This window comes from Microbacterium sp. NPDC055442 (genome assembly GCF_053644215.1).
Genome location: NZ_JBSHLF010000003.1, coordinates 340,953 through 360,904 on the forward strand (window position 1 = coordinate 340,953; position 19,952 = coordinate 360,904).

The following is a 19,952-nucleotide window of genomic DNA, read 5'->3' on the forward strand; positions in this document are numbered from 1 at the left end:
GGCCCGGAGTCCGCTCCGGGCCTTTCGCCTTTCCCGGGGCGCGTCGTGGTCGAATGGACGCGTGCCGCTGGATCCCTTCTTCGCCGAGCGACTTCGAGTGCACCGCCGGTACCTGCTCGGTCAGGCGGTCGGTTCGGCGCGCTCGCGGCTGGCGGCGCTCTGGCCGTTCTCACGCCCATCGGCACCCCCGAGTCCGAAAGCGCCGCTGAGCCCGCGCGCGCGTCATCGCCGGGCCGCACTCGCGTGGGACCGCACCGAGCTGCGCACGGTCGGCACCCCCGGACCCGATCTGCCGACGAGCGAGCACGAGGTCGCGGCAGAGCCGTCGTTCCGTGTGCGCGTATACCGGCCGACCCTCGCCGAGAACCCCCTGCCGGCGGTGCTCGCCTTCTTCGGCGGGGCGTTCCGCATCGGCGGCATCGACTATCCCACGACGGATGCCGCGTTCCGCCGCCGTGCGCAGGATGCGGGCGTCGTCATCGTCGCCGTCGACTACGCGCTCGCCCCCGAGCAGCGCTACCCCGTGCAGGTCGAGCAGGCCTATCGTGCGCTCGAGTGGCTCTTCGCGCAGGCCGACGACCTCGGCATCGACCGTGACCGGATCGCCGTCGCGGGCACGTCGGCCGGAGCGAACCTCGCCGCGGCGCTCACGCTCGTCAACCGTGACCGCGCCGCGATGCCGCTGCGACTGCAGCTGCTCGAAGTCCCCGTCACCGACCTCACCGGAAGGCACCTCGACCTGCGCGCGACCCGGGCGCTCGGCATCCCGAGCATCATCGCGCTGCGCGAACTGCGCTCGGTCGCCCGGACCTACCTGGGCGAGGCCGGGAACGCGCGCGAACCGTACGCCTCACCGCTGCGCGCACCGTCGCACGCGGGGCTGCCGCCCGCCGTCATCCTGACCGCCGAATACGACCCGCTGCGCGGCGACGGGGCGGCCTATGGCGCGGCGCTGCGCGCGGCCGGCGTCGACGCGAGCGTGGCGCAGTATCTCGGCGTGACTCACGACACTCCCCTCTTCACCGGTGCCCTCCCGGCCGCCCGTCGCTGGCACGACGACGTCGTCGCGGCGCTGCGCCGTCTGCACGCCGGAACCCCCGAAACGGTCGCCACAGCGGCCCCAACAGCCACAGAAGACCCCGACACGCCGTCACGAACGTCGAAAAGCGGCAGAAATCCGCGTGATTCCGCGGATTCGTGACTATAGTCAAGGCGGTCGATCCGACCAGCCGGAAGGCGCTCGCCAACCGGTCCCAGCAATAGGGGCGGTGCTCAAGCCGCCTTGGAGGACAACCCAAATGGCTGACAAGTCCATCACCAAGACCGAACTCGTCGCGAGCATCGCCAGCGCGACCGGCCAGAGCCAGTCCGCCGTGTCGGGCATGCTCGACTCACTCTTCTCGACCGTCTCCGAGGCCGTCGCCAAGGGCAGCAAGGTCTCGATCCCGGGCTGGATCTCGTTCGAGCGCGTCGAGACGTCGGCACGTACGGGCCGCAACCCGCAGACCGGTGAAGAGATCAAGATCCCCGCGGGCCAGCGCGTCAAGGTCACGGCCGGCTCGAAGCTGAAGGCCGCCGTCAAGTAACCGCGATCCCGGGTCGACGCTGCCGCGGGCAGCGTCGAGGCGGATCGAGACCTCTGTCTCTCGAAGGGGGATGCCGAACGCTCGGCATCCCCCTTCTGCGCGCCTAGGCTGGGATCGTGACCCCCGCGCCTTCTTCCCACGTCGCTGCTGCGCCGCCCGGAGCCGCGCGGCGAGCGCGTCCGCGCAGCCTGCGCTCCGTCGGCCCGGCGATCCTCGTCGTGGCCGCGTTCGTCACCCTCGCCTGGGCGCTCGCCTTCGGTGGCGGCGCGGAGCCGCTCGCGATCGCCGACCCCGGTCCGATCGTGCGCTGGGGGCTTCCGATCTCGAAGCTGCTCGTCAACCTCTCCGCCGCGGGCGTCGTCGGGGTCCTCGTCACGGCGCTGTTCGCGCTCAAGGCGGGCGAGCGCCCCTTCGACACGGCGCTGGATGCGGCATCCGTCTCTGCCGCCGTCTTCACCGTGGCCGCGGGCGCGACGGGCTTCTTCACGTTCGTCGACGCGTTCAACCCGGCGATCAGCGCGAGCCCCGAATTCGGGGCCCAGCTGGGGCGCTTCTTCACCGAGACCGAAGTGGGCCGCACGTGGCTCATCACGACGGTCGCGGGAGCGCTGCTGACGGTGCTGACCTTCGCCGTCCGGTCGTGGACGGCGACGCTGCTCGTCGCGGCACTGTCGATCGCCACGCTCGTGCCGATGGGCACGCAGGGACACTCCGGCGAGGCGGCGTTCCACCACGAGGCGATGACGGCGATCATCATCCACATCATCGGCGCCGCCGTGTGGCTCGGCGGACTGATGCTCATGGTGTTCGTGCGGCCGCTCCTCGATCGCGACGGTGTCGCCACGGTGCTCGGCCGCTACTCGAGCATCGCGCTCGCGGCTTTCATCGTCGTCGCCGCGAGCGGCACGGTGCGGGCCATGATCGGGCTCGGCGAATGGTCGATGCTCGCCTCGGCCTACGGCGTCATCCTCATCGTCAAGATCGTCGCCCTCATCGCGATCGGCGCGCTCGGTGCCTGGTACCGGCAGCGGCTGATCGCACGGCTGCGCGAAGACGGCGCGTCACGGCGCTTCTGGGGGCTCATCGCCTTCGAGCTCGCCCTCATGGGCATCGCCAGCGGCGCCGCCGCGGCACTGGCACGCACGCCTCCGCCCGTCGAGCCCGTCATCCCCGCCGTGCCGACGCCGGCGCAGATCCTGACACTCGCTCCGCTGCCCCCGGAACTGACCCCCGAGCGCTGGCTGACGTCGTGGAACCCCGACCTCATCTGGGTCTTCGCCGTCGCGTTCGGCCTCTTCTTCTACTGGGCGGGCGTGCGACGCCTGCACGTGCGCGGCGACCGCTGGCCGCTCCTGCGATCCGTGTCCTGGACGCTCGGACTGCTGCTGCTGTTCTGGGTGACGGCGGGACCCATCAACGTCTACCAGGACTACCTGTTCAGCGTGCACATGATCGGGCACATGCTGCTCGGGATGGCGATTCCCCTGCTGCTGGTCGTGGGCGCCCCCGTGACGCTCGCGGCGCGGGCGATCCGCAAGCGCGAGGACGGCACGCGAGGCGGCCGCGAGTGGATCCTGTGGGCCGTGCAGACGCCGGTGTCCCGCGTTCTGACGAACCCCTTCGTCGCCGCGGGCATCTTCGTCGTGTCGCTGTGGGTGTTCTACTACACCGACCTCTTCCGCTGGGCGCTGTACGACCACCTCGGCCACGAGTGGATGGTCGCGCACTTCCTCATCTCGGGCTACCTCTTCGTGCTGACGCTGATCGGCATCGACCCCGTGCCGTGGCGTCTGCCGTACCCCGGCCGCCTGCTGCTGCTCGTCGGCGTCATGGCGATGCACGCGTTCTTCGGCATCTCGATCATGATGCAGTCCGGGCTCATGGTCGCGGAATGGTACGGGTCGATGGGCCGCGAATGGGGTGCGACACCGCTCGAGGACCAGTACATCGGCGGTGGCGTCGCGTGGTCGGTCGGCGAGATCCCGACGCTCATCCTCGCCGTCACGGTCGCGATCCAGTGGTCGCGCTCCGACGCCCGGGTGCAGAAGCGCAGCGACCGGCACGCCGACCGCACGAATGACGCCGAGCTCGAGGCCTACAACGCGCAGCTGGCGCAGCTGGCCGAGCGCGACGCCCGCCGCAGCGTCAGGGAAGACCAGGCCCGCCGACGGTGATCGTCGCGGTGCCGTCGGGCAGCACCGTGATGAGCGCCGTCAGCACGAACGGCACGTCTTCGCTCACGGACCTGACCGATCCGTCGAAGAGCGAGCGGATGTCGACATCGATGTGCGCGATCGCCTCGGTGTCGGGGATCACCCACGCCGCGCCGTCGGGCACGAGCGTGATGACGGGCTGCGCGACGATCGACCACACCGGCTCCGACGCGATGCGCTCCTGCACATAGAACCCGAAGGGGCATGCCGTCGGCTGCAGCACCTGCTGCGTCGCGCACGACGTCAGGAACTCCTCGACGCGCTGCTGCACGACCGCCACGAACTCCTCGGTGGGCTCGGCCTGCACGTCGACCGCGACGGCCGAGAACGGGCTGTCCGAGAGCACTCCCACGCCGGCGGTCGACGAGATCGCGGTGTCGACCGACACCGAGTAGAACGCGGGAGAGAAGACCAGCAGCGACACCGGCGCGAGGGGGTCGGCGTCGAGACCGTCGGGCGAGACCTGCCGCTTGTCGATCTCGAAGCCGTTGACGTCGAACGACATCGACCCGCGCACGACGAGGTCCATCACGGCCAGCGGGCTCTCGGCGAACCGCCACGTCGGGGCGACGCCGATCGTGCCGTCGCGCTCGATCGAGAAGGTCGTGCGTCCGTCGACGCCGCCCGCGCGGTAGGTCACCGCGACGCGCGAGACGCCGTCCTGCTCGGTCTCGGACACGACCTCGACATCGCTGAGCGAGGCCAGGGCGTCACGGCGCAGCAGGGCGTCCGACGCGGTGGGCGGAAGACCGGCGCCTTCGAGGTCGGGGGTGTCGACGGCGACGCCCGGAAGAGCCAGCGCCTCGGCGGCGTGGCCGTCGGCGAGGAGGGAGAGGTAGCGCTCCACGAACGCCGTCGGCGAGTAGAACTCGCGGTACAGCGTCGCGACGCCCGCCGCGACCGCCGCGACGAGGAGCACCCCGACCAGACCGAGCAGCGTGAGGTCGACCGCGAGGCGGTTGCGGGATCGCCGCGCTCGTGTGCTGCCGGCCGCTTCGTTCACGACACCCAGTCTAGGAAGAGTGCTTTCCCCCGCGGAATCTGTGCACAGATGAGCGGCTGCCGGGCCGGGGTGCGGCATCCGATGGCTACCATGAATCGGTGACCACGCCGCCCCTGTCTGCCGAACAAGAGGCGCTGTTCCGTCTGATCGAAGACACGAACGAGCACGTGTTCGTGACGGGCCGCGCCGGGACGGGCAAATCGACGCTCCTGCAGCACCTGGCATGGAGCACGTCGAAGCAGATCGCGGTCTGTGCGCCGACGGGCGTCGCCGCGCTCAACGTCGAAGGGCAGACGATCCACTCGCTCTTCCGGCTGCCGATCGGCCTGATCGGGTCGAGCGACGAGAAGCAGACGGATGCCACGCGCAAGATCCTCAACGCCATCGAGACGCTCGTCATCGACGAGATCTCGATGGTCAACGCCGACCTCATGGACGCGATCGACCGGTCGCTGCGCCTCGCGCGGGGGCGCCGGCACGAGCCGTTCGGCGGGGTGCAGATCGTCATGTTCGGCGACCCGTACCAGCTGGCTCCCGTGCCGCCGCGCGGCGACGAGCTGCGCTATGTGCGCGATCACTACCGGTCGTTCTGGTTCTTCGACGCGCACGTGTGGGCGGGTGCTTCGACAGGCTCAGCAACCGGTGAGGGATTCGACGGGCTCATCGATCTCGGCAGGCACGGCGCCGAGCTGCACATCCGCGAGCTGGTCGACATCCACCGGCAGTCCGATGACGGGTTCAAGGCGATGCTCAACGCCGTCCGGCACGGCGTCGTGACAGCCGACATCGCGCAGGCGCTCAACGACACGGGGGCCCGCAGACCGCCGGATCCCTCGGACGACGAGCCCCCCATCATCACGCTCGCCACCCGCAACGACATCGTCAACAACATCAACCGCCGGCACCTCGCCGAACTGCGCGGCCGCGAGCAGACGGCACAGGCCGACGTGAGCGGCGACTTCGGCCGGGGCGAGGCCGGATACCCCGCCGACCCCGAGCTGAAGCTCAAGGTGGGCGCGCAGGTCATGTTCCTGCGCAACGACCGCGGCGCCTTCCCCGATCCGCCGCGGTGGGTCAACGGCACGATCGGGCGGGTCACCCGGATCGCGGGCGGCACGGTGCGCGTCGACGTCGACGGCGACGAGGTCGAGGTCGAGCCGGCGGTGTGGGAGAAGTACCGCTACGCGTACGACCCCGGATCGAAGGCGCTCACGCGCGAGATCGTCGCCGAGTTCACGCAGTTCCCGCTGCGCCTGGCGTGGGCGGTGACGATCCACAAGTCGCAGGGAAAGACCTACGACCGCGCGATCGTCGACCTCGGATCCGGGGCGTTCGCCCCCGGCCAGACCTACGTCGCGCTCTCACGGCTGACGTCGCTCGAGGGCCTCTATCTCACGCGGCCGCTGCGCCCGAGCGACATCCGGGTCGACCCGGATGTGCGGCGCTTCATCGCCGGCGCCCGGCGCCAGGCATCGACGCCGACGCTCCCCACCGGTCCCTGAGCCTGTCGCTGTCCCTGAGCCTGTCGCGGTCCCTGAGCCTGTCGCGGTCCCTGAGCCTGTCGCGGTCCCTGAGCCTGTCGAAGGGGGGGGTCAGGCGACGGCGGTCGACTTGGCGGCGCCGAGGTCTTCGAACAGCTCGGTGTTGAAGCGGTATGCGAGCAGCACCTCGTCGATGACGCGCTCCTGCTCGGCGGCATCCCAGGGCGCCTGGTCCATCTGCTCGCGGTAGACGTCCTTGAAGGCGGCGGGGTCGGCGATGTCGTCGAAGACGTAGAAGCCGATGCCGTTCGTCCCGAAGCCGAAGCGCCGGGCCATGAGGCGTCCGATGAACTGGCCGCCCGACAGGTCGCCGAGGTAGCGCGTGTAGTGGTGCGCGACGAAACCGCCCGCCCACGTCGCACCGACCTCGTTGATGCGGTCGACGTAGCGCTTCGTGGCGGGAAGCGGTTCGATCTGGTCGCGCCAGTCGCTGCCGACGAGGAATTCGAGGTCGGCTTCGAGGGCGGGCAGGCGCGTCAGCTTGTCGCTGATGAAGACGGATGCCACGGGGTCGTTGCGCATCTGCGCTGCGGTGCGCTCGAGGGCCTCGTAGATGAACCAGTGCTGCGCGACGAGGGCCGTGTAGTCCTCGCGGGTGCCGTCGCCCTTGAGCAGGTCGGCCATGAAGCCGGAGTGCTCGCTTCCCGAGTGTGCGCTCGTGGAGCGTTCCCAGAGTGTTTTCGAGAAGGGGATGACGTCGCTCATGCTCCCCAGTCTAGGCCGGTGAGGCGTGCCTAACCTACTCGGAGGGCTCGGGATGATACTCCCGCGGTCACGCGTGCGGACGCGGTTCGATGCCCAGGCGCTCGCACGCGGCGTCGTACAGTGCGACGATCTCGCGCCGCACTTCGGGGCGCTCGCTGATGGCGCCGCCGGGCCACGGCACGCGGAAGGAGACCTCGGTGCCGTCGGCGAGCCGGGCGATCCACTCGCCTCCGTCGCCGTCGAGGCCCGTCATGGTCGCCGAGGCGGGGTCACCTGCCGGTCCGAACGCGCGGGCGATGAGCAGGTTGTCGTCGCTGTGGTCGTCGTTCATGTGGTGGAGCACCGCAGTGCGCACGGAATCGTCGAAGGTGTGCGTCATGCGTCACAGCCTACGGATCGGCGTGACATCCTCGTGACCTGGGTGTGTTTGAATCTCTTGTCGGGGGTGGCCATGCGGGCAGTCAGGAAACCGCGGCGCGCCGCGGGTGCGGTCGCGGCCGCGCTCGTGCTCGCCGTCGCGTTCAGCGGCTGCTCCGCGCCCGAACCGACCGTCGAGCTGCCCACGCAGGTCGAAGGGGCCTTCGCCGACCAGACGCAGCAGCTGCTCAGCGATGCCGTCACTCACGCGATGGGCACGATCGGCGCGACCGGCGCCGTCGTCGGCGTGTGGGCGCCGTGGAGCGGCTCATGGGTCAGCGGAGTCGGCACCCAGACCCCCGGGGGTGCGGCCGTCACGACCGACATGCCCTTCCGCATCGGGCAGCTGACGCGGCCCATGACGTGCGATCTGCTGTATTCCGCCGTCGATGACGGGCTCGTCGAACTGGACGCATCCGTCTCTCAGTACGTCTCGGGCGTCGCCGACCTGAAGGACGTGACCCTCGAGCAGCTGTGCGACGGCACGTCGGGCATCGGCTCGTACGCGGGCAAGCTGCGACCCGTGTGGACGAAGAACCCGCAACGCGTGTGGAACGCGCGTGAGCTGGCCAGCTACGGCCTGGGTCAGCCGCGGTCGACGGAACCGGGCGAGAAGTTCGTCAGCTCCGACGCCAACTACGTTCTGCTCGGGCTCGCGATGGAGCGGGTGATGGGCGGCTCCGCCCGTGCCCTGCTGCAGGAGCACGTCGCCGAACCGCTCGATCTCACGGCGACCCGCCTGCCGGCGGGTGCTGCTGCTCCGGTCGCGGGCGGCATGACGGGTCTCACCCTCGAGAAGGACGAAGCCGGCGCGTGGATGTGCGCCGAGCCTGTCGACGTCTCGGCGATTTCCGCGAGCATCGGGTTCACCGACGCGGGTGCCGTGTCGACGGTCGATGACATGCGTCAGTACGTGCAGGCCCTCGCGACGGGCGCGCTGCTGTCCGAGCAGCTCGCCGAGAGCCGCTTCGCCGACGCCAAGCCGCTCAGCGACTCGGCGCCCTCGTGGCTCACGACGGCCGGCGGCGCGGTGATCGCCGGATCGCTCGTCGGCAACTACGGCTCGATGCCCGGGTACGCCACGGCGGCGTTCGCCGATCCCGAAACGGGTCTCACGGTCGTCGTCGCGCTGAACAACTCGGTGCGTGGCGCGGCACCTGCCCAGGAGCTCGCGTGGGAGCTCGCCGCGATCGCATCGAAAGCGCCCGCGGCATCCGGGGAAACCGCCCCCGAAGCAGGACTGCCGTGGACACCCGAGCAGTATCGCGAACAGCTCACCGCGAAGGCCGTCTGCGCCCCGCCCGCGGAGTGACACTCGCGCCCGAACGCGTCGGGCTCTAGGCTGGGCTGTACCCATGCACAGGGGGGCGTGGTCGGCTCGCCGGCCACCGGTTCCGGGGCGGTCCCCAACGCCGCGGGAGCGGAGCACCCGCTGTGCGCCGCCACTGGGTTCGTCGAAGGCAGGCCACGCCAATGGCCCAGTCCATCCCGTCACCGGCTTGGAGTCCACCGTCCGCCGTCGCGCTGCGTCGCGTACCGCTCCTCGTGCGTCCACGCTGGCTCGCCGCGGCCCTCATCGTCGCCGCCACGGCGGCCGGCGTGCTGTTCGTCGAGGTGGCCGAGCAGGATCTCGCCCGCCAACGCGACGTCCTCATTGCCGAGAGCATCCTGGTGCAGGACTCCCTCGCTGCGGCACGCAACGCGAACGCGCTCGCGCGAGTGCGCGAAGCAGACCTGCGCGTGCGCCTCGCCGAGCAGGGAAGGACGCTCGCCTCGACGTCGGGGTTCCTCAAGTGAGCCCCGCAACCCGTCGCTCGCTCGTGGTGCTGACGGCGTGCGCCGTCGTCGTCATGGGCGCGCAGATCGCCGATGGATCGGCCGTGCGGCACGAGCGGGACACGGTCGCCGCCGAGTTCGAGGCGCTGCAGGCCGAGAGCGCCCTCGTACGCGGCGAAGCCGTCGTGCTCGCCGAGCGTGCGGGCGGTCTGCGTGCGACGTCGTCGACCTATGACGTGCTCATCGACGCGCGCGAGGGCTTCGTCGCTTCGCTCGAGAAGGCGGATGCCGCCCTGTCGGCCGCCGACGGCAAGCTCGAGACGGCGGCCGAGCGTGCCGGCATCCTGAAACTGCAGCAGAAAGTGCTCGCCGAACGCACCGACGTCGCCGTCGTCGCCCGCGCCCGCGCCGACGTCGACGAGTACGCCGGCGATGTCACGAAGGCCGTCGAGGAGTACGACCGCGAACAGGCCCGCATCGCGGCCGAGCGGGCGGCGGCGGCATCGCGCGGCTACTCCGGGGGATCCGGCGGGGGCGGGGGCGGGTATTCCGGTGGCGCCTCGGCGGGCGGCGGCGGCGGAGGCGGTGCCGCGCCGGTCGCGGGCGGCTACGCGCGCGTGCGCGCTGCGCTCAACAACGTCGGCGGCGGTCACGTGCGGCTCGAGGAGTTCGCCGGCGCATGCGGCGGCGGTGCCGCGGCTGCCTGCGCGTCGCCCGGGGTCATCCGCTTCACGCCGGGCCTCGCCTCGTGGTCGGACGGTCGCCTGCACTGGGCGATGGCGCACGAGCTCGCCCACACCTACCAGTTCAACGTCTGGGGCCCGCTCGTCGCATCGTCGGGGTACGCGTCGCTGTTCGGCGGCAACATCGAGCTGCTCGCCAACTGCATGGCCGCCCAGCGCGGCTACGGCAGCGGCAACGTCTCGTGCTCGGGTGCGCAGCTGCAGTGGGCGGGATCGATCTGGGGCGGCGTCGTCCCGGGGTGAAGCGCGCGTCGGGCGGGCGTGGGAGCATTCACCGAAGGCCCGAGTCGGCACCCGTGGTGCCATCTCGAACCTTTTGAGGGGATGACGGGAATCGTCCCTACCGCTCTCCACGCATCGCTACGCGCTGCGCGGAGCCTCGGCGGCAGGGGCCCACCCGCAAGCGGCTTCGGTTCCGACGGCATGCGCACAAAGGTCCTGCTGCACCGCCTATGGCGGCACATCAGGACCTTGAGGGGATGACGGGAATCGAACCCGCGCTATCAGCTTGGGAAGCTGAAGTTCTGCCATTGAACTACATCCCCCTGCACCCGGAGGTGCCCGGCCAGCATAACAAAGCAGCGCGAGGTGCGGCATCCGGAGCCTCTAGGCTGGTCGCGTGCTGCTCTCCGACCGTGACATCAAGCTCGAGCTTGAATCCGGCCGTATCGGCCTGGATCCGTACGAGCCCGGAATGGTCCAGCCGTCGAGTGTCGACGTGCGCCTGGACCGGTACTTCCGGCTGTTCGACAACCACAAGTACCCGTTCATCGACCCGGCGGAAGACCAGCCCGAACTGACGCATCTCATCGAGACGACACCCGACGAGGCGTTCATCCTGCACCCGGGGGAATTCGTGCTCGGGTCGACGTTCGAGCAGGTGTCCCTGCCCGACGACGTCGCAGCGCGGCTCGAGGGCAAGTCCTCGCTCGGGCGGCTCGGCCTGCTGACGCACTCCACGGCGGGGTTCATCGACCCCGGATTCTCGGGGCACGTCACCCTCGAGCTGTCCAACGTCGCGACGCTGCCGATCAAGCTGTGGCCCGGCATGAAGATCGGGCAGCTGTGCTTCTTCCGCCTGTCGTCGCCGACCGAGAACCCCTACGGCACGGGGCCGTACAGCAACCGCTACCAGGGGCAGCGCGGCCCCACGGCATCCCGATCGTTCTTCAACTTCCACCGCTCGGACGTCGCCACGACCGACGCCGGATCCCGCGGCGCCTGATCGGTCACACTCTGGGCAGGCGCGGCCCGCATCGATAGCGTGGGTCGCGTGACGAGCCAGCCCGCGCCCCTATCCGGTCCGACCGAAGAGACGGCGCGCCGGTTCCGCCCGGCGCCGTGGGTCATCTGGCCCGCCGCCGTCATCGTGGTCGTCTTCAGCGCGTTCGCGATCATCTTTCCGGATGCCGCCGAGTCGGCCTTCGGCGCGATCCAGACCACCGTCGTGAACACGTTCAGCTGGTACTACGTGCTGATCACGGCGTTCTTCGTCGCCTTCGCGCTCTTCCTCGGCTTCAGCCGGTTCGGCGACATCAAACTCGGACGTGACGATGACGAACCCGAGTTCTCTATGCTCGCGTGGTTCTCGCTGCTGTTCGCGGCCGGCATGGGCATCGGCCTCGTCTTCTACGGCGTGAGCGAGCCGCTCAGCCACTTCGTCGATCCGAAGCCGGGGGTCGAGGGAACCCCCGCGCAGCTCGCACAGTCGGCGCTGACGCAGACCTACCTGCACTGGGGTGTGCAGGCGTGGGCCATCTACGTCGTCGTCGGACTCGCCCTCGCGTACGCGATCCACCGCCGCGGACGCCCCCTGTCGATCCGCTACGCGCTCGAGCCGATCCTCGGCGCCAAGGTCAAGGGCGGGTGGGGCCACCTCATCGACACGGTCGCCCTCGTCGGCACGCTGTTCGGCGTCGCGACATCGCTCGGCCTCGGTGTGCTGCAGATCGGCGCGGGCCTCAATGCCGCGGGCCTCATCGACGAGCCCGACCTCATCGTGCAGATCGCGATCATCACGGTCATCACGGCGGCGGTGCTGTTCTCGGTGCTGTCGGGCGTCGCGCGCGGCATGAAATGGCTGTCGTCCTTCAACCTCGTGCTGGCCGGGCTCGTGCTGCTGTTCGTGCTCTTCGCCGGCGAGACGACGTACCTTCTGCGCGAATGGGTGCAGTCGATCGGGGCGTACATCCAGAACTTCGTCGGGCTCAGCTTCTCGGTGAGCGCCTTCCAAGGGGCCGCGGGTCAGGAGTGGCAGGCGACGTGGACGGCGTTCTACTGGGGGTGGTGGATCTCGTGGGCGCCGTTCGTCGGCGTCTTCATCGCGCGGGTCAGCCGCGGCCGCACGGTGCGTCAGTTCGTCCTGGGCGTCCTGCTCGTGCCGACCCTCGTCGGCATCCTGTGGTTCGCGGTCCTCGGCGGATCGGCGATCAAGGTCGAGATGGACAACCCGGGCTCGCTCACGACCGACGGTGCGGTCGACGTCGAGGCGGCGCTGTTCGAACTGTTCACGTTCCTGCCGGGTACTCCGCTGCTCACGATCGGCGCCATCATCCTGATCGCGATCTTCTTCGTGACCTCGGCGGATTCCGGTGCACTCGTCATGGGCATGATCGCGACCGGCGGCAATCCCGAGCCCTCGCGCCCCGTGCGCACGTTCTTCACGCTCGCCACGGCCGTGCTCGCGCTCGCGCTGCTCATCGCGGGCGGGCTCCTCGCCCTGCAGACGGCGGCGATCCTCATCGCGCTGCCGTTCAGCGTCGTCATGCTGCTGATCTGCTGGGCGACGATCGTCGCCTTCCAACGGGAGAGACGGTTCTACGAGCGCACGCGGCGGCGCCTGTTCGTCGAGCAGATCGGCGCGCACTACGGCCTCGAGGTCGAAGAGCCCAACGAAAGCGGCGTGCGACTGCCGGCGTGGCTGCGGCCGCGCGGGCGAGGCGGGGCGGACTGACGGCCCGCGCTGCCGTCTCCCGGCGACGCACGGCCAGGAAACGACAGCGGATGCCGCGGCTACGTCGCCGGCGCCTCGCGGCCGCGCACGAACCCGGCGTCGAAGCCGCGCTCGTAGGCGTGGTGACTTCGCAGGAACCCGGCGAGGCCGAGCAGATCGCCGCCGCCCTCGCGCAGCTGCGCGGCGCGCGTCCGGGGCGCCCGCCCGGACCCGGGTTCGGGCAAGGTCCGTTCGGCTCGAGGCGCAGCATCCGGAACATGCCGGGCACCGCGGCGGCCATCACGCCGGCCGCGGGCACGGACCGATGGGGCGGTTCGCGGCCCGCTTCCGGCTGCTCGAAGCGCTCGCGGCGACGGGCGAGCCCCTGTCGGTGAGCGAGCTCGCCGAGCGCATCGGCGTCGACCAGCCGCGCGCAAGCCGGCTCGTGCAGGCCGCCGTGGCCGAGGGCCATGTGCGTCGCGAGGCGAATCCCGACGATGCGCGGCGCACCGACATCGTGCTGACGGATGCGGGGCGCTCCCTCATCGCACAGGCGAGCAGTGCGCGCGTGGACGCCGCCGAGACCGCCCTCGCCGACTTCACGCCCGACGAGCGTGCACAGCTCGCGGCGCTGCTGTCCAAGCTCGCGGCGGCCTGGCCGCGCTGACGCGGCGGCGTTCGCTACTCGATGACGGCCTGCTTCGCCCTGACCGGCAGCATGAGCAGCAGGCCCGCCAGCAGCACGAGCACGATGCCGAGGATGCCCAGACGCGTGTCGCCGGAGATGCCGACGAAGAGCGCGAACAGGCCGGGGGCGAGGAAGGATACGGCGCGCCCCGTCGTCGCATAGAGGCCGAAGATCTCGCCCTCGCGGCCGACGGGGGTGATGCGGGCGAGGAACGAGCGGCTCGCGGACTGGATCGGCCCGACGAAGGCGCACAGCACGAGCCCGGCGATCCAGAAGCCGATCTGCGCCGTGCCGATGAAGAGCACGACGCTGCCGGCGACGACGAGTCCGACGAGCGAGACCATGATGACGACCTTCGGGCCGAAGCGGTCGTCGAAGCGGCCGGCCAGGATCGTGAAGATGCCGGCGACGACGTTGGCGGCGACGGCGAAGTAGAGCACCTGCGACGACGAGAAGCCGAAGACCTGGGCCGCGATGATCGCGCCGAAGGTGAAGACGCCGGCCAGGCCGTCGCGGAAGACGGCGCTCGCGAGCAGGAACATCAGCACCTGGCGGTTGCCGTGCCAGAGCTTGGTGATCGTCCCCCACAGCACGGCGTAGGAGCGGAAGAAGCCGACGCGCACCTGGCGCTCGCGAACGGGGACCTCGGGCACCCGCAGCAGCACGGGGATCGCGAAGACCCCGAACCACACCGCCGACGCGACGATCGCCAGGCGGATGTTCATGCCGTTCTCGGTCGTGATGCCGAGGGGGCCGGGGCTGTCGACGAGGCCGATGAAGAGCACGAGCAGAAGCACGAGCAGCGCGATGCCGCCGACATAGCCCATGCCCCAGCCGAAGCCCGAGACGCGGCCCATGTTCTGCTTCGTCGACACCTGCACGAGCATGGCGTTGTAGTTGACGCCGGCGAACTCGAAGAAGACGTTGCCGATCGCGAGGAGCGTCGCCCCGAGCACGAGGAACGCCGGCGACCCCTCGACGAAGAACATCGCGGCCATCGCGGCGACGACGAGCATCGTGTTGACTCCGAGCCACAGTTTGCGCCGGCCCGTGCCGTCGGAGCGCTGGCCCATGACCGGGGCGAGCGCCGCGATCAGGATGCCGGCGATCATGAGCGCGATCCCCACGAGCGAGGCGTTGTCGGCGAGGGCGCGCACGAGCGCGGGATCCTTGGCGTCGCCGCCCGCCGCGTCGAGGACGGACTGCTCGACGAAGAGGGTCGAGGCGAGGTAGGTCGAGAAGACGAAGGTCGTGACGACGGCGTTGAAGGCGGCCGAGCCCCAGTCCCACAGCGCCCAGGCCAGCACGCCGCGCTTGCGCGTGGCGTCGGCCGCGCCGATCGTCGCCGCGGCGACCTCGGATTCGGGAGCGGGCTGATCCGGAAGCGACATGCCCGTCACGCTACCGCCCTCTACCCGCGAGACTGCATCCGCACGGCGAGACCGAGGGTAATACCCGCAGTCTCGACCTGTCGTTGCAGTCTCGCGGTCTAGCGGGGTTGAGTCGAGGGGTGTCAAGTTTGAGTTGACAGTCACGGTGGGGCGGCAGTAGGGTTGAGTCAGTTAGGCTCAACCTCGCTCGGATGGGCCGACCACCAACTTCACCGACCAATGACCTCGGGTGGCTGCTGCCACCCAGACAGAAGGAGAAACGCACATGGCACGAGCTGTGGGAATCGACCTCGGCACGACGAACTCCGTCGTCAGCGTCCTCGAGGGCGGCGAGCCGAAGGTCATCGCGAACGCCGAGGGCTTCCGCACGACGCCCTCCGTCGTCGCCTACACCAAGGACGGCGAGGTGCTCGTCGGCGAGACCGCGAAGCGCCAGGCCGTCACCAACGTCGACCGCACGGTCGCCTCGGTCAAGCGCCACATGGGCACCGACTGGGGCTTCGATGTCGACGGCAAGAAGTGGACGCCGCAGGAGATCTCTGCGCGCATCCTCCAGAAGCTCAAGCGCGACGCCGAGGAGTACCTCGGCGACACGGTGACGGATGCCGTCATCACGGTGCCGGCGTACTTCAACGACGCCGAGCGTCAGGCGACGAAGGAAGCCGGCGAGATCGCGGGCCTCAACGTGCTGCGCATCATCAACGAGCCGACCGCCGCCGCGCTGGCCTACGGGCTCGACCGCGGCAAGGAGGACGAGCTCATCCTCGTCTTCGACCTCGGTGGCGGAACGTTCGACGTCTCGCTGCTCGAAGTGGGCAAGGACGACGACTTCTCGACGATCCAGGTCCGCTCGACCTCGGGCGACAACCGCCTCGGCGGCGACGACTGGGACCAGCGCCTCGTCGACTACCTCATCAAGCAGTTCAAGGACACGACGGGCGTCGACGTCTCGGGCGACAAGATCGCGCTGCAGCGTCTGAAGGAAGCGGCGGAGCAGGCGAAGAAGGAGCTGTCGAGCTCGACGTCCACGAGCATCAACCTGCCGTACCTGTCGCTCACCGACAGCGGCCCGGTGTCGCTGAGCGAGACGATCACGCGCGCCAAGTTCGAGGACCTCACGAAGGACCTGCTCGACCGCACCAAGAAGCCCTTCGAGGACGTCATCCGCGAAGCCGGCATCAAGGTCTCCGAGATCGATCACATCGTCCTCGTGGGCGGATCGACGCGTATGCCCGCCGTCGCGGAGCTGGTCAAGAAGGAGACGGGTAAGGACGCCAACAAGGGCGTCAACCCCGATGAGGTCGTCGCCGTGGGCGCCGCGCTCCAGGCCGGTGTCCTCAAGGGTGAGCGCAAGGACGTCCTGCTCATCGACGTGACACCCCTGAGCCTCGGCATCGAGACCAAGGGCGGCATCATGACCAAGCTCATCGAGCGCAACACGGCCATCCCGACCAAGCGCAGCGAGACCTTCACGACCGCCGACGACAACCAGCCATCGGTCGCGATCCAGGTCTTCCAGGGCGAGCGCGAGTTCACCCGCGACAACAAGCCGCTGGGCACGTTCGAGCTGACCGGCATCGCGCCGGCTCCGCGCGGCGTGCCGCAGGTCGAGGTCACCTTCGACATCGACGCGAACGGCATCGTGCACGTGTCGGCCAAGGACAAGGGCACCGGCAAGGAGCAGTCGATGACGATCACGGGCGGCTCGTCGCTGCCCAAGGACGACATCGAGCGCATGGTGCGCGAGGCCGAGGAGCACGCCGCCGAGGACAAGAAGCGCCGCGAGGGCGCCGAGACCCGCAACCAGGCCGAGACCCTCGCCTACCAGATCGAGAAGCTCATCTCGGAGAACGAGGACAAGATCCCCGCCGACGTGAAGGAATCGGTCCAGGCCGACGTCAACGAGCTGAAGTCCGCCATCGCGGGCGACGACGACGACAAGGTCAAGGAAGCGTTCGACAAGCTCAGCCAGAGCCAGACGAAGCTCGGTGAGGCGATCTACTCGCAGGACCAGGCCGCTGCGGCCGACGGCGCCGCCGAAGAGGCGGCTGAGGAGACGAGCGGTGCCGAAGAGGATGTCATCGACGCCGAAGTGGTCGACGACGAAGAAGACAAGAAGTAGGGGACATGACGGATAAGGACTTCGACAACGACGAGGTCCGTCCGGACGGCGGGGGGTCGGAGGCACACGTCTCCGACCCCGCGTCGCACCAGGACGACCTGACGGTCGATGACATCCTCGGCGCGGACCAGACCGACGATGCGCTCACGGGCGACGACGCGGTGGACCTCCCGCCCGAGGCGGCGGGCTACCTCGCCGACCTGAAGCGGCTGACGGCGGAGTACGCCAACTACCGCCGTCGTACCGAGGATCAGCGTCAGCTCGAGATCGAGCGGGCCAGGGGTGAGGCGGCCAAGAGCCTGCTGCCCGTGCTCGACGATCTCGACCGGGCCGAGAAGCACGGCGATCTCGAAGAGGGCTCGGCCTTCACCGTGATCACCGAGAAGGTGCGCGGCGCGGTGGCCAAGCTCGGCGTGACCGCCTACGGTGCGGCCGGCGACGTCTTCGACCCGCAGCAGCACGAGGCGATCTTCCAGGTTCCGACGCCGGGTCAGACCGCGCCGACGATCGTCGATGTCGCCGAGGTGGGCTACCGCCTGGGCGATGTCGAGCTGCGTCCTGCGAAGGTCGTGGTCGCCGTCCCGGCGGACCCCTCGACGAGCTCAGGGACCTGAGTTCAGATGGCCAGTCAGGACTGGTTCGACAAGGACTTCTATCAGGTCCTCGGGGTTTCCAAAGACGTCTCCGACGCCGACCTGAAGAAGACGTACCGCAAGCTCGCGCGCAAGTATCACCCCGATTCCAATCAGGGGGATGCCGCGGCCGAAGCGAAGTTCAAAGAGGTCAGCGAAGCGTATGCGGTGCTGTCCGACACGGCCCAGCGCGAAGAGTACGACCAGATCCGCGCCATGGGCTCGGGCGCCCGCTTCACGGCGGGCGGCCAGGGCGCCGGCGGGTTCGAAGACGTGTTCTCGCAGTTCGGACAGGGTCGCGGCGGTGGCAGGTACGCCTCCGCGGCCGACTTCGATGACATCTTCTCGATGTTCGGGCAGCAGGGCGCTGGTTTCGGCTCGGGACGTTTCGGGCAGTCGACGGGCGGGTACCGCGGCTACGGCGGCCCTTCGAAGGGGGCCGATGTCACGGCCCGCACGACGATCGACTTCCTCACCGCGACGAAGGGCGAGACCATCTCGCTGCAGGGCGAAGACGGCAAGCCGTTCAAGGTGAGGATCCCCGCGGGGGTCTCCGACGGGCAGAAGATCCGGCTCCGCGGACGCGGACGCCCCTCGCCCGACGGCGGCGAGAGCGGCGACATCGTCGTGCAGGTCGCCGTGCGAGCGCACCCCGTCTTCGAGCGCGACGGACTCAATCTGCGCGTCAAGGTGCCGGTGACGTTCACCGAGGCGGCTCTCGGCGCGACGATCGAGGTGCCGACGCTCGGCGGCGATCCCGTCAAGCTGCGCGTCGCCCCGGGAACGCCCTCGGGTCGCGTGCTGCGGGTGAAAGGTCGCGGCGTCGAGACCTCGAAGGGCAAGGGCGACCTGCTCGCCGAAGTCCAGGTCGCCGTGCCGGCGCACCTCGACGATGCCGCCCGCGAGGCGCTCGAGCGGTTCCAGTCGCTCGAACCGAAGGAGAACCCGCGCGCGGACATGATGGCGAAGGCGCGCGGTTGACATGAGTCACGATGAGATCGACGCCGAGGCACCGATCTTCGCGATCGCGGTGGCCGCCGAGCTGTCGGGCATGCACCCGCAGACGCTCCGGCAGTACGACCGGCTCGGCCTCGTCGTCGCCGCGCGCACGCAGGGTGGTTCGCGGCGGTACTCGCTGCGACACGTCGAGCAGCTGCGCGAAGTGGCTCGCATGTCGGCAGAGGGCATCGGACTCCCCGCGATCATGCGGATCCTCGATCTCGAGAGTCGCGTGCGCGAGCTCCACACGCGCGTGCGCGACCTCGAGGATCGCGTGCGCGCGGCAGCCGAGTCCCGGCCCGGTGCACGCGTCTTCGCGGCCGGGACGACCGGCGCCGTCGTGTCGCTGCGCCGAGGCACACGCGCCCGGCGCGCGACCGACATCGTCGTCTGGCGGCCGCGGCACCCCGGCCCCGCTTCCGCAGACGACGCCGAAGACTGACCCGCATGAGCGACTATCTCCCCGGGGAGACCGCCGCGACGCACCGCTGGTCGGACGCGATGTACTGGCCGCTCACGGTGTCGGCCCTCGTCTTCCTCGTGACGTTCACGATCCACGTCATCGGGGACGTCCGCGGCACGGCGGCGCTGGTCACGACGACGATCATCGGCGTGACGTGGTTCGTCTTCATCGTCGACTTCCTCGCGCGGCTCATGCTGTCGCGCCCGCGCGGGGCGTGGTTGCGTGCGCACCTCGCATCGCTGGCCATGGCGATCATGCCGCCGCTGCGTCCCGTCCGCCTGCTCGACACCTTCACGCGGCTCGCGGCCTTCCGCCACTCCGCCGGTGCGACGCTGCGCGCTCGCCTGCTCATCTACGGCGGCGGGTCGGCGCTGCTGCTCGTCTGGTACATCTCGCTCGTCGTGCTGCAGGTCGAGCGGCATGCGCCGGGCGCATCGATCACGACCTTCGGCGACGCGGTCTGGTGGGCGTTCTGCACCATCACCACGGTGGGATACGGCGACTATGCGCCCGTGACCGTTCCCGGCCGGATCGCGGCGGTCGTGCTCATGGGCGGCGGCGTCGTGCTCGTCGGGCTGATCGTCGCGACGATCTCGTCGGCGGTCGTCGAACGGGCGACGCGCGCGAAGACCACGCACGACAGCCACCTGCCGCATCCGCATCTGCATCACCGTGATGCTCATCGCAGCGACGGTGGCAGCACCGCGTGACGGATGCCGCATGACCGATCACGGCGCCGTG

Annotated in this window: 20 protein-coding genes and 1 tRNA gene; 15 read left to right on the forward strand and 6 right to left on the reverse strand. The window is 69.8% G+C overall.

Annotated elements, in window-relative coordinates; genetic code table 11:
• Positions 1-61 precede the first annotated feature (61 nt).
• From ACWIBS_RS08910 to ACWIBS_RS08920, 3 genes are all read left to right on the forward strand, one after another.
• Positions 62-1,201: an alpha/beta hydrolase gene (locus ACWIBS_RS08910; protein ID WP_376126994.1), complete on the forward strand. Its 1,140-nt coding sequence runs from the start codon at positions 62-64 to the stop codon at positions 1,199-1,201.
• 97 nt (positions 1,202-1,298) lie between these two features.
• On the forward strand, positions 1,299-1,586 hold the full coding sequence (locus ACWIBS_RS08915) for an HU family DNA-binding protein (RefSeq protein ID WP_376126992.1): 288 nt from the start codon (positions 1,299-1,301) through the stop codon (positions 1,584-1,586).
• A gap of 188 nt (positions 1,587-1,774) precedes the next feature.
• Positions 1,775-3,760: a cytochrome c oxidase assembly protein gene (locus ACWIBS_RS08920; RefSeq protein ID WP_376127061.1), complete on the forward strand. Its 1,986-nt coding sequence runs from the start codon at positions 1,775-1,777 to the stop codon at positions 3,758-3,760.
• Here ACWIBS_RS08920 and ACWIBS_RS08925 read toward each other — a convergent pair.
• Positions 3,732-4,802 carry a hypothetical protein gene (locus tag ACWIBS_RS08925; RefSeq protein WP_376126991.1) on the reverse strand — a complete coding sequence of 357 codons (1,071 nt, stop codon included), beginning with the start codon at positions 4,800-4,802 and terminating at the stop codon, positions 3,732-3,734. The genes ACWIBS_RS08920 and ACWIBS_RS08925 overlap by 29 nt on opposite strands.
• A gap of 98 nt (positions 4,803-4,900) precedes the next feature.
• Between ACWIBS_RS08925 and ACWIBS_RS08930 the strand changes: the two genes are divergently transcribed.
• Complete coding sequence (locus ACWIBS_RS08930) at positions 4,901-6,304, forward strand: ATP-dependent DNA helicase (RefSeq protein ID WP_376126989.1); 1,404 nt, start codon at positions 4,901-4,903, stop codon at positions 6,302-6,304.
• 90 nt (positions 6,305-6,394) lie between these two features.
• Here ACWIBS_RS08930 and ACWIBS_RS08935 read toward each other — a convergent pair whose 3' ends face one another.
• Together ACWIBS_RS08935 and ACWIBS_RS08940 are read right to left on the reverse strand one after the other, a co-directional pair.
• Positions 6,395-7,048 (reverse strand): biliverdin-producing heme oxygenase, encoded by a 654-nt coding sequence (locus ACWIBS_RS08935; protein WP_376126987.1) that lies wholly within the window; start codon positions 7,046-7,048, stop codon positions 6,395-6,397.
• A gap of 67 nt (positions 7,049-7,115) precedes the next feature.
• Complete coding sequence (locus ACWIBS_RS08940) at positions 7,116-7,427, reverse strand: DUF2470 domain-containing protein (RefSeq protein ID WP_376126985.1); 312 nt, start codon at positions 7,425-7,427, stop codon at positions 7,116-7,118.
• 72 nt (positions 7,428-7,499) lie between these two features.
• Here ACWIBS_RS08940 and ACWIBS_RS08945 point away from each other — a divergent pair, with 72 nt between their 5' ends.
• The 3 genes from ACWIBS_RS08945 to ACWIBS_RS08955 all read left to right on the forward strand — a co-directional run bounded on the left by ACWIBS_RS08945 (position 7,500) and on the right by ACWIBS_RS08955 (position 10,227).
• The gene (locus ACWIBS_RS08945; protein WP_376126983.1) at positions 7,500-8,777 is read left to right on the forward strand and encodes a serine hydrolase domain-containing protein; all 1,278 of its coding nucleotides are present in this window, start codon (positions 7,500-7,502) and stop codon (positions 8,775-8,777) included.
• A gap of 161 nt (positions 8,778-8,938) precedes the next feature.
• The gene (locus ACWIBS_RS08950; protein WP_376126981.1) at positions 8,939-9,262 is read left to right on the forward strand and encodes a hypothetical protein; all 324 of its coding nucleotides are present in this window, start codon (positions 8,939-8,941) and stop codon (positions 9,260-9,262) included.
• Positions 9,259-10,227, forward strand: coding sequence for a hypothetical protein (locus ACWIBS_RS08955; protein WP_376126979.1), 969 nt, complete (start codon positions 9,259-9,261; stop codon positions 10,225-10,227). The genes ACWIBS_RS08950 and ACWIBS_RS08955 overlap by 4 nt, the downstream gene beginning before the upstream one ends.
• 231 nt (positions 10,228-10,458) lie before the next feature.
• Here ACWIBS_RS08955 and ACWIBS_RS08960 read toward each other — a convergent pair.
• Positions 10,459-10,529, reverse strand: a tRNA-Gly gene (locus tag ACWIBS_RS08960).
• A gap of 74 nt (positions 10,530-10,603) precedes the next feature.
• Between ACWIBS_RS08960 and dcd the strand changes: the two genes are divergently transcribed.
• Positions 10,604-11,209, forward strand: coding sequence for a dCTP deaminase (gene dcd, locus ACWIBS_RS08965; protein ID WP_376126977.1), 606 nt, complete (start codon positions 10,604-10,606; stop codon positions 11,207-11,209).
• 123 nt (positions 11,210-11,332) lie between these two features.
• Complete coding sequence (locus ACWIBS_RS08970; RefSeq protein WP_376127060.1) at positions 11,333-12,937, forward strand: BCCT family transporter; 1,605 nt, start codon at positions 11,333-11,335, stop codon at positions 12,935-12,937.
• Between the two features lie 59 nt (positions 12,938-12,996).
• Here the strand turns inward: ACWIBS_RS08970 and ACWIBS_RS08975 are convergent, their stop codons facing one another.
• A complete protein-coding gene (locus tag ACWIBS_RS08975; RefSeq protein WP_376126975.1) occupies positions 12,997-13,161 on the reverse strand; it encodes a hypothetical protein in 165 nt (54 codons plus the stop codon).
• A gap of 80 nt (positions 13,162-13,241) precedes the next feature.
• Here ACWIBS_RS08975 and ACWIBS_RS08980 point away from each other — a divergent pair, with 80 nt between their 5' ends.
• Positions 13,242-13,583, forward strand: coding sequence for a MarR family winged helix-turn-helix transcriptional regulator (locus ACWIBS_RS08980; RefSeq protein ID WP_376126973.1), 342 nt, complete (start codon positions 13,242-13,244; stop codon positions 13,581-13,583).
• Positions 13,584-13,597: 14 nt separating this feature from the next.
• On the opposite strand, the gene ACWIBS_RS08985 is transcribed toward ACWIBS_RS08980, so the two are convergent.
• A complete protein-coding gene (locus ACWIBS_RS08985; RefSeq protein ID WP_376126971.1) occupies positions 13,598-14,995 on the reverse strand; it encodes an MFS transporter in 1,398 nt (465 codons plus the stop codon).
• A 265-nt stretch (positions 14,996-15,260) separates the two neighbouring features.
• On the opposite strand from ACWIBS_RS08985, the gene dnaK reads away from it, so the two are divergent.
• From dnaK to ACWIBS_RS09010, 5 genes are read left to right on the forward strand one after another with little or no spacing between them, the layout of a single operon-like run.
• Positions 15,261-17,117 carry a molecular chaperone DnaK gene (dnaK, locus tag ACWIBS_RS08990; RefSeq protein WP_376126969.1) on the forward strand — a complete coding sequence of 619 codons (1,857 nt, stop codon included), beginning with the start codon at positions 15,261-15,263 and terminating at the stop codon, positions 17,115-17,117.
• 5 nt (positions 17,118-17,122) lie between these two features.
• Entirely contained in the window at positions 17,123-17,731 is a 609-nt protein-coding gene (locus tag ACWIBS_RS08995; protein WP_376126967.1) for a nucleotide exchange factor GrpE, read from the forward strand.
• A gap of 6 nt (positions 17,732-17,737) precedes the next feature.
• Complete coding sequence (locus ACWIBS_RS09000) at positions 17,738-18,730, forward strand: DnaJ C-terminal domain-containing protein (RefSeq protein WP_376126965.1); 993 nt, start codon at positions 17,738-17,740, stop codon at positions 18,728-18,730.
• Between the two features lies 1 nt (position 18,731).
• The gene (locus tag ACWIBS_RS09005) at positions 18,732-19,190 is read left to right on the forward strand and encodes a heat shock protein transcriptional repressor HspR (protein WP_376126963.1); all 459 of its coding nucleotides are present in this window, start codon (positions 18,732-18,734) and stop codon (positions 19,188-19,190) included.
• A 5-nt stretch (positions 19,191-19,195) separates the two neighbouring features.
• Positions 19,196-19,921, forward strand: a complete 726-nt coding sequence (locus ACWIBS_RS09010; protein WP_376126962.1) for a potassium channel family protein — start codon at positions 19,196-19,198, stop codon at positions 19,919-19,921.
• Positions 19,922-19,952: the final 31 nt, after the last annotated feature.

What these genes read in the sequence shown, in the direction of transcription:
- ACWIBS_RS08985 (WP_376126971.1), bottom strand. Translation starts at nt 14,995, where the DNA reads ATGTCGCTTCCGGATCAGCCCGCTCCCGAATCCGAGGTCGCCGCGGCG.
- ACWIBS_RS08995 (WP_376126967.1), top strand. Translation starts at nt 17,123, where the DNA reads ATGACGGATAAGGACTTCGACAACGACGAGGTCCGTCCGGACGGCGGG.
- ACWIBS_RS08980 (WP_376126973.1), top strand. Translation starts at nt 13,242, where the DNA reads ATGGGGCGGTTCGCGGCCCGCTTCCGGCTGCTCGAAGCGCTCGCGGCG.
- ACWIBS_RS08950 (WP_376126981.1), top strand. Translation starts at nt 8,939, where the DNA reads ATGGCCCAGTCCATCCCGTCACCGGCTTGGAGTCCACCGTCCGCCGTC.
- dnaK (WP_376126969.1), top strand. Translation starts at nt 15,261, where the DNA reads ATGGCACGAGCTGTGGGAATCGACCTCGGCACGACGAACTCCGTCGTC.
- ACWIBS_RS09005 (WP_376126963.1), top strand. Translation starts at nt 18,732, where the DNA reads ATGAGTCACGATGAGATCGACGCCGAGGCACCGATCTTCGCGATCGCG.
- ACWIBS_RS08935 (WP_376126987.1), bottom strand. Translation starts at nt 7,048, where the DNA reads ATGAGCGACGTCATCCCCTTCTCGAAAACACTCTGGGAACGCTCCACG.
- ACWIBS_RS08915 (WP_376126992.1), top strand. Translation starts at nt 1,299, where the DNA reads ATGGCTGACAAGTCCATCACCAAGACCGAACTCGTCGCGAGCATCGCC.
- ACWIBS_RS08940 (WP_376126985.1), bottom strand. Translation starts at nt 7,427, where the DNA reads ATGACGCACACCTTCGACGATTCCGTGCGCACTGCGGTGCTCCACCAC.
- ACWIBS_RS08945 (WP_376126983.1), top strand. Translation starts at nt 7,500, where the DNA reads ATGCGGGCAGTCAGGAAACCGCGGCGCGCCGCGGGTGCGGTCGCGGCC.
- ACWIBS_RS09010 (WP_376126962.1), top strand. Translation starts at nt 19,196, where the DNA reads ATGAGCGACTATCTCCCCGGGGAGACCGCCGCGACGCACCGCTGGTCG.
- ACWIBS_RS09000 (WP_376126965.1), top strand. Translation starts at nt 17,738, where the DNA reads ATGGCCAGTCAGGACTGGTTCGACAAGGACTTCTATCAGGTCCTCGGG.